Annotated in this window: 20 protein-coding genes; 7 read left to right on the top strand and 13 right to left on the bottom strand. The window is 65.8% G+C overall.

Translation table 11 applies throughout. The features are described from left to right. Positions 1–448: hypothetical protein (locus tag Q8R75_RS11875; protein WP_305663668.1), on the top strand; the 448-nt coding region annotated here is incomplete at its 5' end. An 812-nt stretch (positions 449–1,260) separates the two neighbouring features. Here the strand turns inward: Q8R75_RS11875 and Q8R75_RS11870 are convergent. After that, positions 1,261–1,482: a hypothetical protein gene (locus Q8R75_RS11870; protein ID WP_305612967.1), complete on the bottom strand. Its 222-nt coding sequence runs from the start codon at positions 1,480–1,482 to the stop codon at positions 1,261–1,263. A 150-nt stretch (positions 1,483–1,632) separates the two neighbouring features. Between Q8R75_RS11870 and Q8R75_RS11865 the strand changes: the two genes are divergently transcribed. Further along, positions 1,633–1,989: a hypothetical protein gene (locus Q8R75_RS11865; RefSeq protein WP_305612965.1), complete on the top strand. Its 357-nt coding sequence runs from the start codon at positions 1,633–1,635 to the stop codon at positions 1,987–1,989. A gap of 39 nt (positions 1,990–2,028) precedes the next feature. Here the strand turns inward: Q8R75_RS11865 and asd are convergent, their stop codons facing one another. The 5 genes from asd to Q8R75_RS11840 all read right to left on the bottom strand — a co-directional run bounded on the left by asd (position 2,029) and on the right by Q8R75_RS11840 (position 8,554). Then, positions 2,029–2,904: an archaetidylserine decarboxylase gene (asd, locus tag Q8R75_RS11860; protein ID WP_305612964.1), complete on the bottom strand. Its 876-nt coding sequence runs from the start codon at positions 2,902–2,904 to the stop codon at positions 2,029–2,031. Positions 2,905–3,384: 480 nt separating this feature from the next. Continuing rightward, positions 3,385–5,481 (bottom strand): autotransporter outer membrane beta-barrel domain-containing protein, encoded by a 2,097-nt coding sequence (locus tag Q8R75_RS11855; RefSeq protein WP_305612962.1) that lies wholly within the window; start codon positions 5,479–5,481, stop codon positions 3,385–3,387. A 392-nt stretch (positions 5,482–5,873) separates the two neighbouring features. Continuing rightward, on the bottom strand, positions 5,874–6,131 hold the full coding sequence (locus tag Q8R75_RS11850) for a MoaD/ThiS family protein (protein WP_305612960.1): 258 nt from the start codon (positions 6,129–6,131) through the stop codon (positions 5,874–5,876). Between the two features lie 22 nt (positions 6,132–6,153). Then, positions 6,154–7,323, bottom strand: coding sequence for a glycosyl hydrolase (locus Q8R75_RS11845; RefSeq protein WP_305612958.1), 1,170 nt, complete (start codon positions 7,321–7,323; stop codon positions 6,154–6,156). A 172-nt stretch (positions 7,324–7,495) separates the two neighbouring features. After that, positions 7,496–8,554 carry a PHB depolymerase family esterase gene (locus tag Q8R75_RS11840; RefSeq protein WP_305612956.1) on the bottom strand — a complete coding sequence of 353 codons (1,059 nt, stop codon included), beginning with the start codon at positions 8,552–8,554 and terminating at the stop codon, positions 7,496–7,498. Between the two features lie 368 nt (positions 8,555–8,922). On the opposite strand from Q8R75_RS11840, the gene Q8R75_RS11835 reads away from it, so the two are divergent. Both Q8R75_RS11835 and trxC read left to right on the top strand, forming a co-directional pair. Further along, positions 8,923–11,670 carry an autotransporter domain-containing protein gene (locus Q8R75_RS11835; RefSeq protein WP_305663667.1) on the top strand — a complete coding sequence of 916 codons (2,748 nt, stop codon included), beginning with the start codon at positions 8,923–8,925 and terminating at the stop codon, positions 11,668–11,670. Positions 11,671–11,824: 154 nt separating this feature from the next. Beyond that, positions 11,825–12,238, top strand: a complete 414-nt coding sequence (gene trxC, locus Q8R75_RS11830) for a thioredoxin TrxC (protein ID WP_305612953.1) — start codon at positions 11,825–11,827, stop codon at positions 12,236–12,238. Positions 12,239–12,426: 188 nt separating this feature from the next. Here the strand turns inward: trxC and Q8R75_RS11825 are convergent, their stop codons facing one another. The 3 genes from Q8R75_RS11825 to Q8R75_RS11815 all read right to left on the bottom strand — a co-directional run bounded on the left by Q8R75_RS11825 (position 12,427) and on the right by Q8R75_RS11815 (position 16,691). Further along, positions 12,427–15,222 carry an HAD-IC family P-type ATPase gene (locus Q8R75_RS11825; RefSeq protein ID WP_305612952.1) on the bottom strand — a complete coding sequence of 932 codons (2,796 nt, stop codon included), beginning with the start codon at positions 15,220–15,222 and terminating at the stop codon, positions 12,427–12,429. Between the two features lie 13 nt (positions 15,223–15,235). After that, complete coding sequence (locus Q8R75_RS11820) at positions 15,236–15,676, bottom strand: universal stress protein (RefSeq protein ID WP_305612950.1); 441 nt, start codon at positions 15,674–15,676, stop codon at positions 15,236–15,238. Between the two features lie 130 nt (positions 15,677–15,806). Continuing rightward, positions 15,807–16,691: a helix-turn-helix transcriptional regulator gene (locus Q8R75_RS11815; protein WP_305612948.1), complete on the bottom strand. Its 885-nt coding sequence runs from the start codon at positions 16,689–16,691 to the stop codon at positions 15,807–15,809. Between the two features lie 218 nt (positions 16,692–16,909). Between Q8R75_RS11815 and Q8R75_RS11810 the strand changes: the two genes are divergently transcribed. Continuing rightward, positions 16,910–17,677: a nuclear transport factor 2 family protein gene (locus Q8R75_RS11810; protein WP_305612947.1), complete on the top strand. Its 768-nt coding sequence runs from the start codon at positions 16,910–16,912 to the stop codon at positions 17,675–17,677. A gap of 954 nt (positions 17,678–18,631) precedes the next feature. Here Q8R75_RS11810 and Q8R75_RS11805 read toward each other — a convergent pair. The 4 genes from Q8R75_RS11805 to Q8R75_RS11790 all read right to left on the bottom strand — a co-directional run bounded on the left by Q8R75_RS11805 (position 18,632) and on the right by Q8R75_RS11790 (position 20,745). Next, positions 18,632–18,757 carry a hypothetical protein gene (locus tag Q8R75_RS11805; protein WP_305625910.1) on the bottom strand — a complete coding sequence of 42 codons (126 nt, stop codon included), beginning with the start codon at positions 18,755–18,757 and terminating at the stop codon, positions 18,632–18,634. A gap of 72 nt (positions 18,758–18,829) precedes the next feature. Beyond that, positions 18,830–19,288 carry a PaaI family thioesterase gene (locus Q8R75_RS11800; protein ID WP_305625911.1) on the bottom strand — a complete coding sequence of 153 codons (459 nt, stop codon included), beginning with the start codon at positions 19,286–19,288 and terminating at the stop codon, positions 18,830–18,832. Then, complete coding sequence (locus tag Q8R75_RS11795; RefSeq protein WP_305625912.1) at positions 19,269–19,868, bottom strand: 2-hydroxychromene-2-carboxylate isomerase; 600 nt, start codon at positions 19,866–19,868, stop codon at positions 19,269–19,271. The genes Q8R75_RS11800 and Q8R75_RS11795 overlap by 20 nt, the downstream gene beginning before the upstream one ends. A 10-nt stretch (positions 19,869–19,878) precedes the next feature. Beyond that, complete coding sequence (locus Q8R75_RS11790; protein ID WP_305625913.1) at positions 19,879–20,745, bottom strand: CmcJ/NvfI family oxidoreductase; 867 nt, start codon at positions 20,743–20,745, stop codon at positions 19,879–19,881. A gap of 112 nt (positions 20,746–20,857) precedes the next feature. On the opposite strand from Q8R75_RS11790, the gene Q8R75_RS11785 reads away from it, so the two are divergent. Continuing rightward, positions 20,858–21,847 carry a helix-turn-helix domain-containing protein gene (locus Q8R75_RS11785; protein WP_305625914.1) on the top strand — a complete coding sequence of 330 codons (990 nt, stop codon included), beginning with the start codon at positions 20,858–20,860 and terminating at the stop codon, positions 21,845–21,847. A 691-nt stretch (positions 21,848–22,538) separates the two neighbouring features. Continuing rightward, a complete protein-coding gene (locus tag Q8R75_RS11780; protein ID WP_305625915.1) occupies positions 22,539–23,231 on the top strand; it encodes a PEP-CTERM sorting domain-containing protein in 693 nt (230 codons plus the stop codon). The last annotated feature ends 64 nt before the right edge of the window (positions 23,232–23,295 follow it).

Genomic DNA, 23,295 nt, shown 5'->3' with positions numbered 1-23,295 from the left:
AGCCTTCTTCGAAGCGGGCTTCGCTGCCGGCTTGGCCGCAGCCTTTGCCGGCGCAGCCTTCTTCGCAGCGGGCTTCGCCGCCGGCTTGGCCGCAGCCTTTGCCGGTGCAGCCTTCTTCGCAGCGGGCTTCGCCGCCGGCTTGGCCACAGCCTTCGCCGGTGCAGCCTTCTTCGCAGCGGGCTTTGCCGCCGGTTTGGCCGCAGCCTTCACCGGTGCGGCCTTCTTCGCTGCAGGTTTCGCAGCAGCTTTACTCGGGGCACTCGCCTTCTTCGCCCCCTTCTTTGCGTCAGCTTCAGCCATGACTACTCTCCTCTGGATAACAGGAATTGACAGCACCTCAGCCCCTCCGGCGGCGGAAGGTCCGTTCACGACGGTGCGCACCCTGCGCATCGCCAGGAACACTTTTCGGCCGATGCGGATCGCTCCGCACCGGCCAGCGGATCACTGATCCGCAGAACACCCGGACAACACATGCCGTCCGTGTGCATTGTTCGTCATCGTATGCAGCCCGACGCTGCTTACGACATTCAGAAAGACTAATGAAGGCTGGTTCGCCCCATACCGTGAATTCCTTCGCGTGCATCGACGCCGGTCATCGCCCGGGAACGCGGAGCGGCGGTGATGATTCGCGCTGCGAACACCTGCGCGACGCATGCAGAACGGCACTCGTCGACCCGGTACGGAACGGACACACGCACGCGGTGACGACAGGACTGGAGGGCGGGTGAAATGGCTGATTGCGGTCGAAGATTCGGGGTGCGACGCGGGGGACATGCAAACGATTTCAACGGGGACAGACGACCCGAATCGCCGGTCAGCGCAGCAACTGACAAGAGGCTTGAAGATTTCGTCACAAGGGACTGATTCATGGGCCGAAAGTATTACATAACCATCAGGTTTTAAAGCAACAATCCACTCAAAAGTCCAGATTTTTTTCCCGATCTTGACGCTCGTTGCAGAAGATTATACGTTCGGCATTTTTTCCAGAGCACCGGGTGGGCATCCGGAAACCTTTGCCGGACAAGGATCGCAGCGCAATGGCAATTTTTCCGGGCACATCCTGCGAGCGATTTCCGGCTGACTTGAAAGTGTTGCGTAGCTGCCATCGATCTGCGTTGCAGAACGGTACCCGTAGTGTGCTGCTGCGTGCGGGTGACTAGATGCAGCGTCTTGCACGAATCGATTTCCTGACTGCGACTACGCCGGCACTGCGCATCGCCGGGTAGCCGGCGCCTGCGGACAGACGCGCGCGAAAGCGAGTCAGATCACCCCCGCCATGCAGGTGCCTGTCTCATGCGTCGATGATTTCTCCGCGCAGACGCAGCAGTCCCGCACGCTACCGACCAACAGCAGTGTGATGACGATGATCACGGCGCTGTCGAGTGCGGTCACGCGTTGCAGCGAGAACGCCGCGGTTGAGGAAATCCGTCTTCCGATCGCCGAGCGCGAACGGCACGACGCAGAAGACAACCGGTCAGCCACGCTCCGGTTCCCGCGGCAGCCGTACCGGGCTGGGCCACCGCCCGGACTGCGCTACCGCCTGCGGCGTCGGCGTATCGGCCATGTAGTGCGGCGACATGATCTGCACGCCGTACTCATTGAACACGTCCTGCCTGTTTGCCGTGCAACTGGTTGAGTGCTTCGGCGCAGCGCACCGGCGTGCTGGGCCCGGCGTACAGCGGAACGCTGTGGTTCGGTTCGGCGCGTTGGCTCGGTCAGGCCGGTGGCACCGGCGGCAACCGCTATTGCCTGAGGTTGCCGCTCGCCCGGGACAACCTCGACCTCAGTGCCAATCCGCGACTGGCCGACAAGGTCGCCGACAACCTGCTCCGGGCACAGAAGTTCGACGGGAAGGAAAGTGAAACGCTGGTGATCGGACGGTGCTTCGGCGTCACCGCCGCCATCGAACAGGGTCAGGACGGCAATCTGTATGTGGTGTCGTTGAGCGACAACCGAATCTATCGCATCAGCGCTGCGGCACCCGGATGACAACGGACCGCGGGCAGCAGCGGCCTTGACTGCCCGCCGTCAGCGCACCTGCGCTGCGTCAATCGCTTCCGCCATCTCCTCGCCCATGCGCACGCTGCGACCAGGCGTCCAGTCGGCGCGCGCGCGCAGCACATGCTTCGGGAACAGCATCACCACGGTGGATCCGAGCAGGAAGCGGCCCATTTCCTCGCCGCGTGCGAGCCGGATGTCCTGGTCGTCGTAGCGCCAGTCACGCAGCGTACCCGGGCGCGGCGGATTGATCAGGCCGTGCCACACCGTCTGCATGCTGCCCACCGCCATGGCGCCGACCAGTGTCAGCACGAAAGGGCCGAACGCCGAATCGAACAGGCACACCACGCGCTCGTTGCGCGCGAACAGCCCGGGCACACCCGCCACTGTCGCCGGATTCACTGAATACAGCGTGCCCGGCACATGAATCATGCGCCGCAACCGCCCGTCGCACGGCATGTGGATGCGGTGGTAGTCCTTCGGGCTCAGGTAGATCGAAATCGCGTCCCCGCCCTCGAAGGGCGCGGCGAGCGCCGCATCGCCGCCGACCAATGTCTGCGCGCTGTAGCCGTGACCTTTGAGCTGCATGATGGTGGCTTCACGCAGCGTCACGCAGTCAATCACCGAACCATCGACCGGGCTCACGAAGGGCGCGTCGGCCAGCGGTCGTACGCCGTCGCGCAGCGCCCGGGTAAAGAAGTCGTTGAAGCAGGCGTAGTGCGTCGGGTCCGGGTCGGCCGCCTCGCTCATGTCCACGCCGTACTTGCGGATGAACCACGGAATGATGCCGCGCGTCCACGGCGCGCGGGAATTGGCGACGAATTCGGCGAACCGGGTCAGCGCCTGCTTCGGCAAAACATGCTGCAACTGGACAAACAGTCGATCGTAAAGATCAGAAGACAACATCGGACAGTCTCGTGAGGGGGGCCTCGCGCGCCCCGGTGCCGCCTGCGCCGTGCGGTGCGCAACAGCGTCTGACGACAAACCTCCGCGTATTCAGCGGCGTGTGACCGGTGGGTGGCGCGGAGCAGATGGCTCGCGAAATGCGAGTGCCCCGGATTTTCGGTTCCGCATATTAATGGAAGCGTCCGGCGAGGGCACGCCGTTCGCACGGCGCGGAGGCGCGGTGCGGCATTGCCACGACCGCGCGGCGACCGCTTACCTGGCTCAGCTGTGGAGCCGGGGCGATATCACCAAAGCGAAGCGGCGATGCCTGGCGTACGCGCAGTCGCGCAATTGCAGCGGGCCCGTCGGCGACGTCGAGCCCGTGCAAGTCCATGGCCTGCGCATGCGGAAATGTGCAGCCCGGACGTTCAGTCGTCGCGTACGCAAGGATGCGCACGCGACGACTCCACCATGGCGATGACCGTCAGACGTCTGTCGACATCAGAAGGTGTAACTCGCCACGACCGCAACCTGATGGGACGAGAACTTGCTCTGATTCCACTTGTAGTCGTAGAGCCCCCTGAGCGTCCATGCATTGTCGACGCAGTTGCACGACCGGTAAGAGACGCCGGCACCGACATTGAACAGATCACGGTCCTGATCGATGCCCTCTGCCTTGAACCGTGCACCGCCGCCGCTGAATGCTGCGGTCTGCTCCGTTGTCGTCGACGCGAAGTCGTGCAGCCACTTGACGTGCACCTCCGGGTAGACATTGCCGTTGCCCGCCTGGATACGCTGCTCCGCCTTGACTCCCAGGCTCGACTGAACGATGTCGTAGTCCTGACTGTTCACCCGCAGATTGATGTCGCCGGCGCCCGTTTCCGAATAGCTGCCGACATGGATACGTGACGTCTGCAGGGCAGCGAGCGGCGTGATGGTGGCTGTATTGAAGAAGAAATGATGGCCTGCACTGACGATGGCCGAGTAATGGTGCCCCTTGTAGTCAGCGCTCGCCGTGCGGCTGATGCCGGGAAAGACAATGGAGCGCGAGCCGTCATACCTGTCTACTCCGGCTGACAAGGCGCCCCGGACAAACCACGGGCCTGGCGCATGGTTGAGATAGGCCGTCAGATGATAGGAATCGAGCTTCGTCTGGCCGACCGAATTGTTGTCGTCGATCTTTGCGTTGGCATAACCGCCGCCGAGGCCGACGCGGGTTTCCGCGTTCAACGGGATGTCGTAGGCGAGCATCAGGCCGAAGGTTTCGGTCTTGTACCCGCTCATTTCGTCGACGTCGCGCTGGCGACCGACATTGCCGAAGCCTTTGCCCCACCAGTTGCCCTGCTTCTCGAGATCCTTGCACTGAGCTGTATTCGCGGGCGCTGCAGTCGTCCGTTGCTGTTCGCAGACGTCCTGCATTTCATTGACACGACCCATCCACAGATCGTCAAAAAGCTGTGCTGTCTGACCGGCAACCCGGGGGGCTGCGAGCTGCGTGACACCGGGTGCCAGCTGTGTCAGCGCATTGTTGATCCCCGCTGAGTTCGGAAGCACGGCAATTGCATCCTGAACGACCAGCAAATCTGAATTCGCAGGCGCGTTCACATCCAGTATGGGTGCTATCGCAAGCGCTCCGGGCGCAGTGACCAGGGTGCCCAGTGGCGCGACGCCTGTCAGGCGGATGTTCACGTCCCCGGTGACGGTCGGCAAGCCGGCAAACGTATAGCGCGGATTGTTGTTGATGACGGATACGACGGCGCCCACCGTGCCGGCTGGTGCATCGACGATCTTGTAGGTGGTCCCGTTCGTGAGGGCTCCCGTCACGGTCGGAATCACCGTCACGCCACCTGCATTGATATTCGACGTACCGACCATGATCTTTCCGAATACCGCGTCGCTGAGCATGGTCGTCCGGATCACGCCCCCGGCGTTGGTGGTCAGCGCGCCGGTGATGACGAGGGTATTCTCGTTGAGGTTGAATCCCTGCGCCTGAACCGCGCCGGTCACGGCAGCGTTGCCGCCGATCACGTTGATCTGCCTCAGCCCGTTGGCGCCGCCTATCGCACCCGTCACGCTGCTTCCGCCATTCAGCGCCAGGGTTCCGGTGTTCGCGGTATTGGTGGTGATCGCGCCGGTCAGCGTGCGGCCGGCACCGAGGTTGATGAAGCCATCATCGGCAAAGACGGGCGCGCCTGTCACGTCGCCATTGAAGTTCAGTGTTCCGGTTCCACTGACATTGATGGTCGTTGAAAAAACCGGGCCATTGAAATCGACCGCCGTTCCGGCGACGCCAGCGCTGACGTTGAGAAAGCTGTTTCCGATGGTGCCGGTGGCACCCGTTACCGTCGAATTACCCAGAAAAAGGATATTGCCCTGGTTGTTGTTGGCCGTCGTAAAGGCGCCGCCAAGGTCGTTATTCGTATTGATGTTCTGGTTGTTGGCGACGGTCAGGCTCGCGTTGCCCGTCGTATCGACGCCGTTGAGCACACCTTCTGCGCCCACGACACCGGGAAGGGCCACAGCCTCACGCGCCATGCCATGCGGCGCCCACGTAGCCAGCGCAGCCAGCACGGATGCAGAAACAAGTTTGATTTTCATGGGGTATTTCGTCACATGTAGATGAGCGGTCGAGAAGTCAGGTCGCTTCTCGTGCCACGGGGCGGTTCTGGACAGGCTCAACGGAGCCCGCTACCAGCGCTGGAATCAAGAGTTTCGATGAACAGAAAATCGAACCGATGTCCGATTGGCCTCGCAGGCTAGGACGTGAGCAATGCCATGTATGTGCGCTGGCATACAACAATCCGGGATTGACTCGGGTCGAATCGGCTCACGATTGCGCAGAGGACGTGCCAAGTCGTCGCCATTGCGCGATGGATTGCCAACCGGTTCGCGCTCAGCGCGGCTGAATGGGCGTCTCGCGGCCGAAACACTGACGCGCACTCCTGACGCCTGGGTGTACGGCGTCGCAGCGCGCTCGCACCGCACCGGATTCAGCCGCCGCTGAGCGCCTGCACGATGATCAGTTCGCCGTCTGCGTGGAGCGGCTGAGTGAGGTCACGAATCTGTTCGCCGTCGAAGAAGATGCGGATGTGACGGCGTATGCGGCCCTGCTCGTCGATCATGCGAAAGCGGATGCCGGGGTACTGGTGCTCGAGCGCGTCGAGCACGTCGGCCAGCGTGGCGCCGGATGCCTCGGCGTGAGCACTTTCGGTGTAAGCGCGCAGGGCGCTCGGGATCAACACCTTCATCGGACTGCCTTCCACGCCGCGGTCACGGCAACGGCCGTTCCGCCACCTCGACCGCGTAGATGTCCGGCAGGTGCTGCGCGATGCAGCGCCAGTGCGCGCCCTCGTCGGAACTGGCCCACAGTTCGCCGCTGGTGGTGCCGAAATACAGGCCGACCCCGTCCTGGCTGTCGGCCGTCATGGCCTGGCGCTTCACCGTCCACCAGGCCTGAGCCGGGGGCAGCCCGGCATCAAGGCGTCGCCAGCTCGCACCGGCATCGCGCGTGACATACACGGCGGGCCGTCCGTCCGGGCTGGTGCGCGGCCACACGGAAGTGCCGTCCATCGGAAACACCCACGCCGTGTCGGCATCACGCGGATGCACCACCATCGGAAAGCCGATTTCGCCAACCTCGGGCGGCATCGTGTCGCCGATCTTGCGCCAGCGCGTGGCCGGCCGGTCGAGCCGGTAGATGCCGCAGTGATTCTGCTGGTACAGCCGGTCCGGATTCGTCGGACACAGCCGGACGCAGTGCGGGTCGTGAAAGCTGGGTTGCGATGCGTCGAAACCTTCGACCACGGCGAGGCCGTCGATCAGCGGCGCGAAGCTGCGGCCGCCATCGAGCGATTCGTGCACGCCGCCACCCGACATCGCGAAGTACAGGTGCGCCGGGTCGCGCGGGTCGACAATGATGGAATGCAGCTTGGGTCCGTCGGGCGTACCGTCCTGCACCGTGCCCATCCATCTGAGGTAATCCGGATGGTCGTTGATGCACGAGAACGGCGCCCAGCTGATGCCGCCGTCGTCGGACCGGAACAGGCCCTGAGGGGAGGTGCCGGCGTACCACACGCCCGGTTCGATCGCCGGGCCGGGCGCGAGCCAGAAAGTGTGATCGACGCTGCGCCCGGCGCCGTCCTCGGCGCGGGCGAACGCCGGCGGCCGAGCCGCTTCGGTCCAGCTGGCGCCGAAATCGGTCGAGCGGAAAATGGTCGGCCCGAGGTGACCGGTTTTCGCGGCTGCGAGCAGCGTGCGGCCATCGCGCGGGTCGAGCACCACATGGCTGATGACGTGGCCGAGAAAGTGCGGCCCGTCGGTGCGCCAGCTGCCGCGCTCCGGGTCGCCATGATAGAACCACGCGCCCTTGCGGGTCGCGACCAGCAAGGTGACCTGACGCGCGGGGCCGGGCGGCTGGAAGTGGGTGTGATCGGATGACATGGTGTTCTCCTCGTACAGGCGTGACGCCGATGCCGGGTCGACGAACGACGGCTGCAGATTTCGACAGCGATCCCGGCCAGACCGGATCATCCGCCCGGAGCGGCGCGTTCGGGAAGCCCGCACGGCGCCGGGTTTCGTTGCGATCCGATCCGCGCCAGGCGAGCGACCCGCCTCAGGACTTGAACTGGCGCGCGGCGAACGCCCACACCATGCGCGACGCATCGGGGCCCTTCGCATCGCCATAAGGTTCGCTTGCTGCGCCACCGCTCCACGCATGCGCGAGCCCGGCGATGCCGATCTGCGTGACCACGGTGCGGCCACGCAGCCTGTAATCGGTCACTGTCATCGGGTGCCGCTTGCCGCGCTGCACGGAACGCGCCGCCACCGCAGAAGCCCCCGCGGCTTCGGCCCACAGTTGCGCGGCGGAATCGCCATTGCCCGGCGCGACCACCGTGTCTCGCCCGCCGTGAATCACCAGCAGCGGCGGCAGATCGACCGTCGGCGTCATCGGCGCAGCCGGCAGCACCCCTGCCGGCCGCCGCCCGCGCATCGCACCGAGCGCGCTCAGCGTCGAGTGCGCGCTGCCAGGCGGCACGCCCGAATGCATCATCAGCGCGCGAAAGCGCGTCGGATGCCGCGTCACCAGCAGCGCCGCCATGCTGGCGCCGGCCGACAGACCTGCCACGGCGACCCGTTCGCGATCCGCCGGATAGAGCGTGCACACCTGATCGATGGCGGCCATGATCAGCGCCACTTCACCCCAGGCCCGGCCGGACTTGGTGTCGAACCAGTTCCAGCAGCCCTGCGCATTGGCCAGCCGTTCCTGTTCCGGATACAGCACCAGAAAGCCCTCGCGCGCCGCGATGCGATTCATTCGCGTACTGTCCGCAAAGCCCTTCGCGTCCTGCCCGCAGCCATGCAGCATCACCAGAAGCGGCACCCGCTCGCCGGCACGGATGCCGGCCGGGCGGTACAGCCGGAAGCGGCGCGCACCGGACGGGCCGAGTGCCACACCCGGCAGCCAGTGCCCGGCTGCCGGGGCGCCCTTGCCCGGCGCCTTGACCCCGGTGCGTCCGCGTGCGACCGGCTTCACGCGCGCGACTGTCGGCGTGACCGCCTTGAGCGCACGCCGCGTGACCGGCAAGGCCGAACGCAGCGCCGAGCGCTGCAAGGTCGCCAGACTGCGCGTCATGCTTTTGGTGAAGATTGAGGTCCAGCTGCGTTTCGCCATCCGTTCGGGTCCGTGTACCTGCTTGCCATGGGGTGCCGCCGCATTCTGCATATATATATGCAGGCACGGCCATCCATCTGCTTCTACAGCATGTACGGGCACCCGCACCGGAACATTTCAGCTGCTCACACCTTTGCCGCGCAATGTGGCTGAAACGGCACCGGCGGCACGACACGCAGCAGACGCGGCGCCAGCTTCAGGCGGAACAGCGCGTCTTTCAGACGTCTGATCCCACAGACAGCGATCGAAGATGCGCGCATGATCGGCCGCGCATTACGGCATTCCGGCAGTGCCGGCCACACCCCAACCATCCCCAACGCTGCAAACCTCGACGCGATTCGCCGGGTTTCACGAAAGTCAGGTGTCGAGTGCAACACAACCGTTACAAGGCCCGCGCCGGGCGCTGGACTGCATCCGCCGCATTCGTGCTGTGCACGGCAATTCCCGCAGGTCGCGCGGTCGCCGCCTGCAACGGCGGCGTCACGGTCACGTCGACCATCGTGGTCAGTGCGAGCTGCAATGGTGGCAGCACCACGCCACTGCGCATGAACACCGGCGCAAACGTGACGATCAATTCCGGCGTGACGGTTTCGAACAGTTCCGGCAGCGGACGCAACGGCGACCCGGTGTCGGTGCTGTCAACCAGCACATCCGCCACGCTGACCAACAACGGCAGCATCTACACCGCCGCGCAATGGGGTATCACGAACAACGGCACGCTCGACGCGCTGATCAATACCGGCACGATCGCCTCCGGCGTCCGGCGCGCCATCGTGAACAACGGCGGCACCATCGGCACGATCACCAACACCGGCACCGTGACCGGACCGTTCGCCGACATCACGGCCTCGGGCGGCAGCATCGGCACCCTCAACAACCTGCAGGGTGCGGGCAACGCGGGTGGCGCGCTGACCTACGCCGGCGACCTGCCGACCCGCTACAACATCATCATCAACGGGCCCGGCACCTATGGCGTGCTGGCCGGTGCGGGCGCAGTCGGCGCCACGACATTCGGCATTTACGACACGTCGACCGTCGCCACCGGCACCTATTCCGGCGTGCTGACCGGGCTTGGCGTCGGCAACCTCGGCGGTGCGACCAGCGGCAACTTCGGCGGCTTGAGCTGGACGCTGAATCTCGCCTCCGGCAGCAGTACCGTGTGGGACCTGGTGTTCGCACCGGCGGCCAGCGACATCACGACCGGCGGCAGCTTCGCGCTCGACAGCGTCGGGGTCACGACCAATCCGGTGTTCGACGGCGGCACGCTGACACTTGCGCCGGACGACGCATCCGCCCGGGCGTTCACCGTGAACGGCAGCGGCGGCACTGTCACCACACCGAGCGGCGGCAGCGCCACACTGTCGGGCGTGCTGTCCGGCGCCGGCGGTCTGACAGTCAACGGCAGCGGCCGACTCACGCTGTCCGGCCTGAACACCTACGCCGGCGGCACGACCATCGCGTCGGGTACGGTCGCGATCGACGGTGATTCGGCACTCGGCAGCGGCGCGGTATTCGTGGCGCCGGGCGCCATGCTGATGGGCACCGGCACGATAGACGGCCCGGTGACCGTCGCCGGCACCTTCAAACCGGGCAACTCGCCCGGTTTCATCGGCGTGAACGCGACCGTCACCCAGACTGCCGGCAGCACCTATCAGCAGGACATTGCAGGTACCGTGCAGGCGGCCAGCACCACGCCCGCCGGATCGACCGGTTTCTACAGCTTCCTCGAAGTCACCGGCGGGCAGTTCGTCATCCAGCCCGGCGCCACGCTGACGCCGCAACTGCTGAACCTGTTCACGCCGGGCGAGCCCGGGTTCGGCAGCGCGCCGCATGTGCCCGCGCTGGGCGAGCGCTTCCGCATCATCACCGCCGACGGCGGCATCAACGGCCGCTTCTCGACGCTGACCCAGCCGGCCGGCCTGGCCGCCGGCACGCAGTTCGCCGCCTTCTACGACATGGCCGGCAGCCGGAGCATCGACCTGCTGGTGATCCCCTTGTCCTACCGCACCGCACTGGCTGACGGCAACGCGAATGCCCGGTCGGCGGCCGACCTGCTTGACCGGCTGGTCGAACTGAATCTGGCCGGCACGGCGGGGGCGGCGCAAACCACGGTGCTGCAGGCGGCCGCGACGCAGGGGGCCGCGACGCAGGGGGCCGCCGCGCTGCCCTCGTTCGCGCGTGCGCTGGCCGGCGAACTACACGGCGCCACTCTGGCGGTCGTTCCACAGACCACGCTGCGCCTGCAGCAGGCGGTGATGACACAGCTGGGCCGCGCCACCGGGGTGCGCAGCAAGGCGTGGGGCGAAATGGCCTACCAGCGCGGCGATCGATCCGGCGACGACACGGCCGGCGGCTTTTCCAGCCACCTGTATCAGCTGGCTTTCGGGGCCGACACGCACACCGCCGACGGCCGCACGCTGGGCACCGGCTTCGCGCTGTCGACCACCCGCGTGTCCGCCCGCTCCGGGTCCGGAACGGTTCAGCAGGGCACCCTCTTCGTGTACGGCCAGCGTCCGGTCAGCGACTGGATGCTCGACGGCATGGCCAGCTTCGGCCTGAACTCGACCGACAACACGCGCAACGATCCGCTCGGCAGCGCCACGGCGCTCGACGCGCACGACATCCACGGCCGCGATGCGCTGGTCAGCCTGGGTATCGGCCGTGCGCACGACGTTGCGACCGGTCGTGTCACACCGTACGCCCGCCTGACCTGGCAGCACGTTCGGCAGTCCGCGTTCAACGAGGGCGACAGCGCCGCCGCGCTGGGCGTGCGCCGCTTCAGCGACGACGGCCTCCGCGCAGTGCTGGGGGTAACGCTTGCCTCCGCGCCGACCTTCGCCACCGCCGATGCGGCAGCGCAGCGCTTCAGCTACCGCGCCCACCTGGGCGTCGGGGCCGACACGTCGGACCTGCTGCAGCCGCGCCTGAACACCACGCTGGCGGGCATCACGATGACCTTGCGTACGCCCGACGTCGGGTCGACCTTCGTGCAGGCGGGCGTCTCCGCCACCGCCCGGGTCGCCGTCGATACCGTGGTGCAACTGGGCCTTGCCGGCGAAGTCCGCCAGGGTGCGGCGCTCGGCAATGTCAATCTGGACGTGATCGTCCGCTTCTGACCCACACGCTGCCTGCTGCGCACAGGCACCGGTTGTTTTCGCTCGATTCCGCCTCATCTATCGCAGCGTGACGCGCTCTGGCCAAGGGGCCCGTCCGGGCCGGAACGGGTATGCCCGCCGGCTCGTGCGCCCGCTGTGTTTAAGGAATCGAACGATGCTCATCGTGTGCCCGCACTGCAGCACGACCAACCGCGTCGCCGACGAGCGCGTCGACGATCAGCCGGTGTGTGCGCGCTGCAAGCAGCCGCTGCTGGCGGCCGAACCTTTTGCGCTGAACGACCAGACTTTTGCCCGCTACGTGCAGACAACGGAGTTGCCGGTAGTGGTGGATTTCTGGGCCGACTGGTGCGGCCCGTGCAAGGTCATGGCGCCGCAGTTCGCCGCGGCCGCCGCGCAACTGCCGCGCGTGCGCTTTGCCAAGGTCGATACCGAGGTGGCGCGAAACACGGCCGCGCAGTTCCAGATCCGCAGCATTCCCACGCTGGTGCTGTTGCGCGGCGGCAAGGAAGTCGCGCGGCGCTCGGGTGCGCTGAGCGCCGCGGATCTGGTGAGATGGATTCGACCATGAAGGCACGCAGCGCCTCGCCCGGCATGCTCAAGCCATCCTGGATGAAAAGCCCGGGAAACGCGGCGACGGCACGCGCAACGGGCAGTTGCGCGGGTTGATCCGCAGCGATCAGGATCGGGTTCGTCGGCGCGCGCACCACCTCGCAGATACATCGTCGGCAGCCGCCGCTGCCACGGCGGGAGTCTGCTTCAAGTCTGATCCTTCCTCGCTGTCGTGTCGGCAGCCTCACGTCGGGCCTTGCGCCAGCGCCAGAAGCGTTTTTCCAGGGCGAGCAACGGTAGCCCGGCCAGCGCAACCAGCGTCGGTGAAATCCAGTCCGAGACGTCGAGCGGATGGGTATGGAACAGCACATTCAGCGGTGGTGCGTAGACGAAGCACAGTTGCAGCACGAGCGTGGCGCCTATCCCCAGGAAGACATAGCGGTTGCTGAACAAGCCGATGCGCAGCGCGCCTTCGGTCAGCGAGCGGCAGTTCAGCAGATACGCACACTGGAAGAGAATGATCGTCGTGACGGCGACTGTCTGCGATTCGCTGCGGGCAAGCTCGGGCGAAATACCGGCGCTCAGGTCAGCGTGATACTCGTAGAGGAAAAGCCCCACCGCGCCGGCCGTCATCAGCGAGCCGACCAGAAAGGTACGGAAGATCAGCAAGGGCCCGAGCAGTGGTTCGTCCGGCGAGCGTGGCGGCCGTTCCATCAAGCCGGGTTCCCGCGCCTCGAACGCCAGCGGCAGGGCAAGCGCAATCGCCACGACGAGGTTCACCCACAGAATCTGCACCGGCTCGATCGGCATCAGCAGATGCCCGTCCACGATGGGGAAGAAAAGCACGGCAACGAGGATGATCATGGCCTGGCCGAGGCTGGTCGGCAGGATGAAGGCCAGCGACTTCAGCAGATTGTCGTAGACGCGGCGGCCTTCTTCGACTGCGGCGCTGATCGACGCAAAGTTGTCGTCGGCGAGCACCATGTCGGCCGCCTCCCGGGCCACCGCCGTGCCGCTCACGCCCATGGCGACTCCGATTTCAGCCCGTTTCAGCGCCGGGGCGTCATTGACCCCGTCACCGGTCATCGCGACCACCTGGCCATCGGCCTGCAATGCCTTGACGAGACGCAGCTTGTGTTCGGGTGCCACCCGTGCGAAGACATGCGCATCGCGTGCCAGCGCGATCAGATCGTCGTCCGACGTCGTCTCGATCTGGCGCCCGGTAACCACCTGAGCGCCGCCCCCTTCGCCGTCGAACAGACCGAACAGGGTCCCGATCGCCCGCGCGGTGGCAGGATGATCGCCGGTCACCATCTTCACGACGACACCGGCGCGCTGGCATGCGCGGACGGCGTCGATCGCCTCATCGCGCGGTGGATCCACCATGCCTACCAGACCGAGAAAGCGCAGTTCGTGTCGCCATGCATCGCCTTCGAGACAGGTCATGTCCGCTGCCAGACCGGTCGCGACACCCAGCACGCGCATCCCCTGTTCGGCGAGCGCATGCACAGCCTCCTGCGCGAGGTCGAGCGGCGGCGACCGACCTTCGGTCGTCGAGCACAGCCTGGCCACCACCTCCGGCGCCCCTTTCACGCAGACCAGTTGCCCGCCCTCCGGCGTGGCATGCAAGGTCACCATGTACTGCCGCTCCGAGTCGAATGGAATCTCGTCCAGCCGCGGGTGCGCGCCGCGCAGCGCGTCCTCGTCGAGCTGCGCCTTGCGCGCGGCAACGATGAGCGCGCCTTCGGTGGGGTCACCGACGATTTTCCAGCGGCCTTCATCGTTTTCCAGCGTGGCATCGTTGCACAGCAGTGCCGCGCGCAGCAGTTCGGTCGCTGCAGCAGACGCCTGGGACGTCAGCCCGCCGTCGGCGCGCAACTCGCCCTCCGGCGCGTAGCCGGTTCCGGTGACCTCCAGCGCACCGGCTGGCGTGCGCAGCGCTTCCACCGTCATTTCGTTGCGCGTGAGCGTTCCGGTCTTGTCGGTGCAGATGACAGTTGTACTGCCCAGCGTCTCCACCGCCGGCAGATGCCGGATGATGGCCTGTCGGCGCGCCATGCGACGGACCCCGATCGATGAGGCAATCGTGATCACCGCCGGCAGACCTTCCGGGATCGACGCGACCGCCAGCGTGATCGCCGCCAGCGCGCTGTCGAGCATCGGATAGTCGCGCAGCAGGCCGATGACGAAGATCAGCGCCGCGACGATGACAATGCCGATCGTGATGGCGCGGGCAAGTCGGCCCAGCCGTCGCGTCAGCGGCGTCTCCAGCCCGGACGTTTCGCTCAGCAGTTGCGAAATGCGGCCGAGTTCGGTGTTGGCGCCAGTGCCCGTCACGACACCTTTCGCCGTGCCGGCGACGACCAGCGTGCCGCCGAACGCCATCGGGCGCCGATCGCCCAGCACGGCATCGGCTTCGACCGGCGCCTCGTGCTTGCCGGCCGGCACCGACTCGCCGGTGAGCATTGCTTCTTCCACCTGCAGGCCGCTCACCTCGAACAGGCGCACATCGGCAGCAACCTGATCGCCCGGCTGCAGCAGCAGCACGTCGCCGGTCACGATTTCATGCACGGGCACCGCGGTGGCGTCACCGTCCCGCGCGACGATTGCCTGCTGCGGCATCATCCGGCTGAGCGACTCGATGGCCTTGCTCGCGCGCACCTCCTGCACGAAACCAACCAGCGTATTGATCACCACGACCGCCAGTACGACCAGCCCGTCGGTGACCTTGCCCATCAACACCGCAATCAGACCTGCCGCAATCAACACATAGACCAGCGGGTCGAGCAGTTGGCGCAGCAGAATCTTCAGCACACTGCGGCGCGGTCCGCGTTCGATCAGGTTCGGGCCGTTCTCGCTCAGCCTGGATTTCGCTTCGACCGATGACAAGCCCGCCTCCGAGCTGTTCAGCGCACCGAAGACTTCTGCGACCGCTACGGCGTGCCACGACAGCCGGGGATCACCGGCCTTCTTGACCGGCCGGGAGCTCGCACCGGATGTCATCGATATCGCACCGTCACGGTTCCACCCCGGATTCGCATTTCACGATGGTGACCGGTACGGCTGCTTGCTGGAGCACCGCCTGCGACACGGAACCCAGCAACGACCCGCGAAGTGCCCCCATGCCGCGGCCGCCCATGAAAATGCCGGTGCATTCATGTCGCTGTGCGAGCTCGACCAGCTTGGCGGCCGGCTCACCCGAGCCGATTTCGCGCTCGAAGGGCACGCCGGCCGCTTCGAACAGCGCTTCCGCTTGCGCCAGCGCACGCGAACCCACCGCCCCGCTGACGCGTTCCAGCACTTCGGCGTCGGGCGCGAGCATTTCGTACAGGTAAGTCGGCTCCTGCACGGTCGCCAGCACGAACTCGACACGCAAACCGTCCCGCACGAATTCCAGCCCGTAACGCGCCGCACACAGCGCCGATGGCGAACCGTCGACCGCGACAAGTATTTTCATATCGATGTACTCCATGACCGAATCGAACCGCCATTCACCCGTCGTCGTCGCGCACGTTGGCCGATTGCAGCGTTCGATTATGCCTTCGAGGGCAAAGGCGGGTCGGCTGATGTGGCGGCGCAGACGGACATCAGGCAGCCGGGCGCCAGCTTTTCCGGAAGGCATCCGGTGTCATGCCCACGACACGCTTGAAGAACTTGAGAAAATTGGTGGGCTCGGAAAAGCCCAGCGCCTCACCGATGGTCGTGGTCGATGCAGCCGTATGCACCAGCAGCCGTTGCGCTTCAAGCGCCGTGCGGCGGTCGATGAGAGCCTTCGCCGACGCACCGACGCGCTGGCGGCAGACGCGCGACAGCGTACTTGGCGACACGCGAAGGCGCCGGGCGATGTCTTCCACCGTGGGCCGTGTGTGGACCGAAGCGTCCAGGTCGCGCTGCAAACGCTGGAACAGGCGTTCCTGCATGCTGCGCGCAGGTGCCGCGCCCCGTGCGGCACGGCTCAGCAACAACATCAGGCTCAGCAAGAGTTCCCGCGCCAGGCGCGCGCTGACATCATCCACCTGCTCCGGGTCGAGTTGGCGCTCGAGCACCCGGGCCAGCGCTTCGCCGTCGCGCTGATCGTTCGCAGACAAGGAAAACACGGCGGGCCACTCGTCGATCTGCAGCATCTGGAAGGCCGGGTCGGCCAGCGCGCTGGCGGCGAGTTGAGCCAGCCGGGTGTCGACCAGCAGCAGCAGTCCCTGCAGACCCGGGTGCATGCGCCATTGCTGCACCTGCCCGGGGCGCACGACCACGACGGAACCCGGCGCACACCGCACCGGCTGGAAGTCGATCAGGTGCTCGCCGGACCCATCGCTGATCAGCAGAACCATCAGGAAGTCGACGCGCTCCGCTTCGGCCAGGCGGTCGGCCGTCACCCGGCTGCGCAGTTCCTCGAGGCTGAACACCTCAAGACCGATCTCCGACAGGCGAGCGTTATCGAAGTGCGTATCGCGAACCTGCGCCGTCGTGCTCATGCGTGCCCCCCGTTTTCTCAAATGCCCGATTTTGACCATCACTTGGCCGATGGTGACCTCGCTGTACTGCTCGCCCACGGACACACTGCATGTTCGATGACAACCCAGCACTGACAACAATGAAAAGCCCTCGTCTCGGCCATGCCACGGCCGCAATCGTCGCAGCACTTGCATTGACCGGCTGCACCGGATTCCACACTTCAAAGGAGAAAGTCACCATGACCACCGACCGCAAGACTCAGGTCGTCGCCCTGCTCAAGGCGATCGAAACCGGTGAATCAGCACCGGTCGCCATCATCAATCCGGACCACTACGTGCAGCACAACCTTGCCGTGGCCGACGGCCTCGCCGGATTCGGTGCCGCACTGGCCGCGCTGCCCGCAGGGTCCGCCCGGGTGAACACGGTGCGTGTCTTCGAGGACGGCGACTACGTGTTCGCCCACACCGACTACAACTTCTTCGGCCCGAAGATCGGATTCGACATTTTCCGCTTCGAACACGACCGGATCGTCGAGCACTGGGACAATCTGCAGCAGACGCCTCGCGAGCCCAATCCGAGCGGGCGCACGATGATCGACGGGCCGATCGCGGTCAGCAACCTGGACAAGACCGATGCCAACAAGAAACTGGTGGCCGCCTTTGTCGACGACGTGTTGGTCAATGGCCGTCTCGATCGCCTGGCGGTCTACTTCGACGGCGACCACTACCGCCAGCACAATCCGCAGATCGCCGACGGTCTGAGCGGCCTGGGCGCCGCGCTGGAAGGTCTGGCCAAGGCGGGCATCACGCTGAAGTACCACACGGTGCACAAGGTGCTGGGCGAGGGCAACTTCGTGCTGACGGTCAGCGAAGGCGAATTTGCCGGCAAGCCGACCGCGTACTACGACCTGTTCCGGGTGGAGAACGGCAGGATTGCCGAACACTGGGACACGCTGGAAACCATTCCGCCGCGCACCGAGTGGAAAAACGGCAACGGCAAGTTCTGAGGCTTTTGGCGTGTGCGCATTCGGCACACGCCACAAGCCTTCCAACGCTGGGCGCCACATGACGATTTGTTATCGTCCTCGCGCACGCGCGGCCAGATCGTGTACCGAGTACGTTTGGCGGCGGTTGCCGGATGTGCCCGATTCCGCGCGCCGTGAATGATGGGTGGTGACGGCACTTCGCCGTCGTCTGAAGGCCCAGCGCGTACTGCCCCAGCCTGCTCTGCAAGCGCGCGTCGTCGGCACCCGCCGCGCCGGCTGATTCCGCAGCGGCTGGCAACAACCGAAGACGGGTCACTGGAGCCGGAGCCGGCCGCGTGACACCCATGCTGCACGGAGGGCGATTTCGGAACGAGCGGATGCAGCGCTATCTCGATTGAAGGGTCGCACCGACGGCAGGAAGATTGGCAGGGCGCGGCGGACGTTGGGCATCGCTGCGCTCAGCCCAACCTACGGGGTCGACGCGGCGGCGCGATGATTGGAGGGGTACGGCGTTGGGCATCGCTGCGCTCACCCCAACCTGCGGGGTCGACGCGACGGCGCGAGGATTGGTGGGTGCGGTGTTGGGCATCGCTGCGCTCACCCCAACCTGCATGCCAGGGCTGGGTTTGCCACCTCGCTTCATTCGTCGGGTGGGGTGAGCGCAGCGTTGCCCTACACCGGCCAAGGCTCGGGCCGCGTGGCGGAAGTTCACGTCCCACACGCCGTACCCGAGACAGCCCTGTTCGGCGATCGGCTTGAACTCGACCCCACTCCAAGCCGTGTTCGCCCACTGCGCGCCTCGAGTTCAATCTGCAGGGCCTGCGTTGAACGCCCTGCCCCCATCGACATCGGGTGTGCTGCCCGGTCAGCGTGACATCCCCGCGTGGAGATCTGCCAACGGCATGAAGCCCGGCACGGGTGACGGGTCGTGACAAGGATCGTCGGTGTCCTGCTCAGCCCGGGCTGACCGGCGCTTCAGTACCGGCTGCCGTCCTTGCGGCTGAATGCCCACTGGCCGTCGGTCAGTTCGGCCCGCAGGTCATTGTCCGGGTAGCGGACCTCGTCACCACTGCTGCGGTCGCCGATTTCCAGATAGAGCACCGCCGCGGCCGTATCGTTGATGAGGCAGTGAGCGTTGCCGCCGCCGGCCGCGAAGCGGTGACAAGGCGTGATTCAGGAATCCGACGCGGAGGTGTCCGGACGTCCGGTATCCGGAAGGCGTGCGCAGTTCGCCCTGATCAGGGCAACGGTGCGGTCGCCGACGCGGAACTCGCCGGATGCGACGCACAGCCTGCGACCGATGCGGTGCGCATGAATGCGGCCGATCAGCCAGTCGTCTGCCGTGCTCGGGCCGAGGTAGTCGACGGACAGGCTGGATGTCACCATCCGGGCGTCGGCCGTCAGCTGGCCGGCGATGAAGCCGACGATGAAGACGTCGGCCAGCGTGGCGATGACGCCGCCGTGCGTGATGCCCAGCAGGTTGCAGTCGTCACCGGTGATGCGGACCATGAAGTGATCCGTGTGCCCCTCGCTGCCGGTGAATACCGTGCGGCCGCCGAAGAACGGCCCGCGCAGCACCCGCGGCGTGAAACCGGCCGGTGCGCTGCATTCGTCATGTGCGGCAGGCGGCATCGAGTGCGTCCTCCAGTTGTTCGCTACCCCAGTACAAGGCGTCGCCGACGAAAAAGCTCGGCGCGCCGAACAGGCCGCGCTGTGCAGCCTGTTCGCTCTGTTCGCGCAGCGCCTGCTTCACGTCAGGCGACTGCGACTGCGCGATCAGGTCGCCGGCCGGAAGGCCGAGCGCCTCGAGCACGCGCTGCATCGCTTCGACGTCATTGATCTCTTCGTCATGCACGAAATTCAGCTCGAACACCCGGGCACAGAAGGTCGCGATCCACGTTGCGTCACTGTGGGCGAGCGCAATGCGCGCCGGCAGCAGGCTGTTGCGCGGGAATTGCGACGGCTTTCGCCAGGGCAGACCATGGCGCGCGCACTGACGCGCGAGATCGGTCCACATCCAGGCGAACTTGACCGGCTGCTGCAGGAAGGGCGAACTTTCCCAGCCAGCGGAGCGGAAGATCGGGCCGAGCAGCAGCGGGCGCCATGCCACACGCACGCCGCGTTCGCGGGCAAGTGCTTCGATGCGCAGCGTGCTCAGGTAGCTGTAGGGGCTCGCAAAGTCGAACCAGTATTCGATATGCGGATCGTTCATGGCTGACCTTTCAATCGAAAAGTACAAGACAGCGCGCCTCGATGCTGGCGCGCAGCGGCGCATCCGCAGGTGCCGCCGGATCGAGGAAAGCGGCGTGCGGGGTGAATCGTGACACGCCGCTCGCCTGCGAGTCGTATTGCTTGAACACCAGCACTTCATGCTTCGCCATGCCCGGAAAGTAATGCCAGCGATGCTGCGGGGAATGCTTCAGCAGATAGATTTCACCGCTGCGTTCGGGATAGCGGATTTCCGCCGCCACCAGATCCTGCGCCATCACCGACCGCGCGTTGCACATGGCCAGTGGTGCATCGACGACCGGCTCGATCAGCGGCCGCCACACATTCACCACGGCGAAGCGACGGATGCGAGACTGCGCCGCCTCATCGCGCAGCACGAGGGCGAGCCGCGCCAGACCGCTCGCCTCGGAATAGTCGTTGTGCACACGCCCTACAGCCGAAGCCTGGGTGTGCTGCCGACCGAAGCTGAGGTGCTGTTCGCCCCGGCTGCGCCGACGCACCTGATGGTCGAAGCACAGCGCGCGCGTCGCGCCGCTCACCTGGCAGGCGATGGCTTCGACTTCCGGGTAGTAGCGGGCACGGATGCTTTCATCGTCGTCGAAGGCTGTGAGGCCGGTCGGGGCGTCGCGCAGTTCGAATCCCTGATGATCGAGCAGGAAGTCCTGCGCGGCCGGGCGGGTGTCGACGATGTCGACGCGGTGCGTGCGGTAGCTGCAGTTCTCCCACGGTTCGCCGGCGGGCGGCGGGTACATGTAGTTGAACGGTGCACCCGCGCTGTCATGCAGATAGTCCAGTCCGCCGGCGGTTCGAGCCGGCCGGACTGTGTCGGGGTGTGGATTGCGTTCGTCACGGGTCTTCAAGTGATGCTCCTTTGTCATGGTCGCCAACCGGTGGGTCAGGCCCCCATGCTGAGGCCGCACGGGCTCGCCATCGAGTGTCCATATCGACATCAACCGGGCTAATATGGACATCATGAAAACAGCCGTACTGATTCTGCCCGGCGTACTCGACATCAGCCTGGGCATCACGCTCGACGTGATGAACACCGCTAATCGGCTGTGCGTGCTCGCGGCCCGGCCACCGCTGTTCGACATCACGCTGGCCGGCAGCGGACGGCGGCGCGAGCGCAGCGGTTCCGGGCTCGAAGTCGGGCCGCTCGAGCGCATGGCCGATCTGCCGCCGCCCGGACTACTGCTTCTGCCGGGTGCCAATCGCGCGTCGCGCGGCGAACTCGAAGACTGGCTGGTGAGCCGCGAGGTCGTGAAGGCGATGGACCGGGTGAGCGACTGGCTCGAAGCCGGCTCGGAAGTGGCGGCGTCCTGCGTCAGCACCTTTGCGTTGGCGCAGGCCGGTCTGCTCGACGGGCGCGTCGCCACCACGAGCTGGTGGCTGGCACCGTATTTCCGGGAGCGCTTTCCGCGCGTCGACCTCGACATGGCGCGCATGGTGGTCCGTGACGGCGCCCTCAGCACGGCCGGCGCCGCGCTGGCCCAGGCCGACCTGATGCTCGCACTGGTGGCCCGCCACGGTTCCGACGAGCTGGCGCGCAATTGCGCGCGCTTCCTGATGCTGGATCACCGCGTGTCGCAGAGCCAGTACGCCATCGCCTCGCATCTGGTCAGCCAGACCCCCACGCTGCAGCGCGCCGACCGCTGGCTGCAGACGCGCCTCGGCGAACCGGTAACACTCGCCATGCTGGCCGATGCGCTGCACCTGACGCCGCGCACACTGAGCCGGCATTTCGCGTCGGCAGTCGGCATGTCGCCGATCCAGTACGTGCAGAAACTGCGCGTCGAGCGCGCGACACAGCTGCTCGAAACCGGGCGGGCGTCGATCGAGTCGGTAGCCGCACAGGTGGGGTATGCGGACGCGTCGATGCTGCGCAAGCTGCTGCGCCGCGAGCGCGGCATGACCCCGCGCCGGGTCAGACCGCAGTCCAGCGGGCCGTCCGCAGAAAGCTGATGGAACACGGCGGCCGCTGGCTCGCTGACCGCCCGGCGAGCCGCTGCAGTCGCGGGCAATCGGGCCGGAAACTGCCGGTTGATGCGTTGCCGCCGAGGCACGAATACTGGCGGATATCGGTCGCATTTCCCATTCTTCCCATTCTTCAGGGCGGTCGGCTCCGGTGCCGCTGCCCGACGAAGTCCGGGGCAGACTGGACTCACTACGGGCACTCGAATACCGCAACCCGGTGAATGGGCGCATCGTCAGCGAAACTCCAACTTTCCCCATTCCCGAACCCGCCGTCTACCTGCAACGGCCGCAGGGTCTGGGTGCAACTGCGGCCGTGAGGAAACGGCTCGCGAAGGGCTGATGCGCTGCGCACCGAAGGAAACAGGCCTGTTTTACTTCCCCCTCGCACCTTTTTTTCCTTCTTTCCGCCCTGATCCCCGTCGCGCCCGCCTTGGAAGGGGGCTCAACATTCTCCGCGTCGGGACCGGCTTTTCGACGGGCCGACGGGGCATTGCGCCCTGTTGACCCTGGTCAAAATCCCCGGGTGATCCGGGCATAGGCTGAAATTGCCGGCGTCGCACAACACCGGCAAAAGGGCACACGGCCCACTGATCGATCGTGCTCCGACGCAGCATCAGGCGTTGGTTGATCGACGCGGATCGCGTGCCATCGATTCGCCTTTTCAAAGGGATGACAACTCATGAATAAAACTCCGCTCATTCGTTCCACAGTGCTTGCCGGCATGGTTTTCAGCGGTGCAGCGATCGCCGACAGCACGATGGTTCCGGTCGCTGACTGGGGCAGCATGATTTCAGTGCCGTCGAGCAGCGCTGCGCTCAACGAACTGATCTACGAATTTACGGTGACGCCCGATCAGCCGCTGACGATCAGCAGCACGTTCACGGCTTCGGGATACCAGCCTGGCCCCTATCAGCCCGGATTCGTTTCACCGGGATGGTTTTACGTGCGCCAGATCTGCTCACCCGACTGCGGTGCCGATGGCAACGTGGTTTTCGACATGGGAAAGCGCTACGGTTGGGATTTCAAGTCGAGCGACACGATGATCCTGATCGGCGACGTCGGGCGCGGCACCGAGGTCGGTGACTACGTTCCGGGCGCCACGTACACCACGACGATGACCTGGAACCGTGCAGAAAGTACGATCGACATCATGGTGGCCGGCGGTGGCGGTAGCTTCAGCCGCACGGTGGCGTCTTCCGGTCGCACCATCACGGGTCTTGTCTTCCGCGGACCGAACTACGACCAGATGGGTGCATCCGCATTCGGAAAGGTTTCCGTCATGACCCAGCCGATACCCGAGCCGCAGGTCTATGCGCTGCTGCTGGCCGGCCTGGGACTGATAGGCGTGATCGCCCGACGTCGGCGTGCCTGATCAAGGCACCTAGCAAGCAAGGAAACAGGGGTCTGCCCCCTGTTTCCCCGTGACGTTCAGTCCC

Origin of the sequence: Methyloversatilis sp. (assembly GCF_030696805.1) — a bacterium.
GTDB lineage: Bacteria > Pseudomonadota > Gammaproteobacteria > Burkholderiales > Rhodocyclaceae > Methyloversatilis.
Note: the sequence above shows the minus strand (reverse complement) of the source record. Positions and strands in the feature narration are given on the sequence as shown.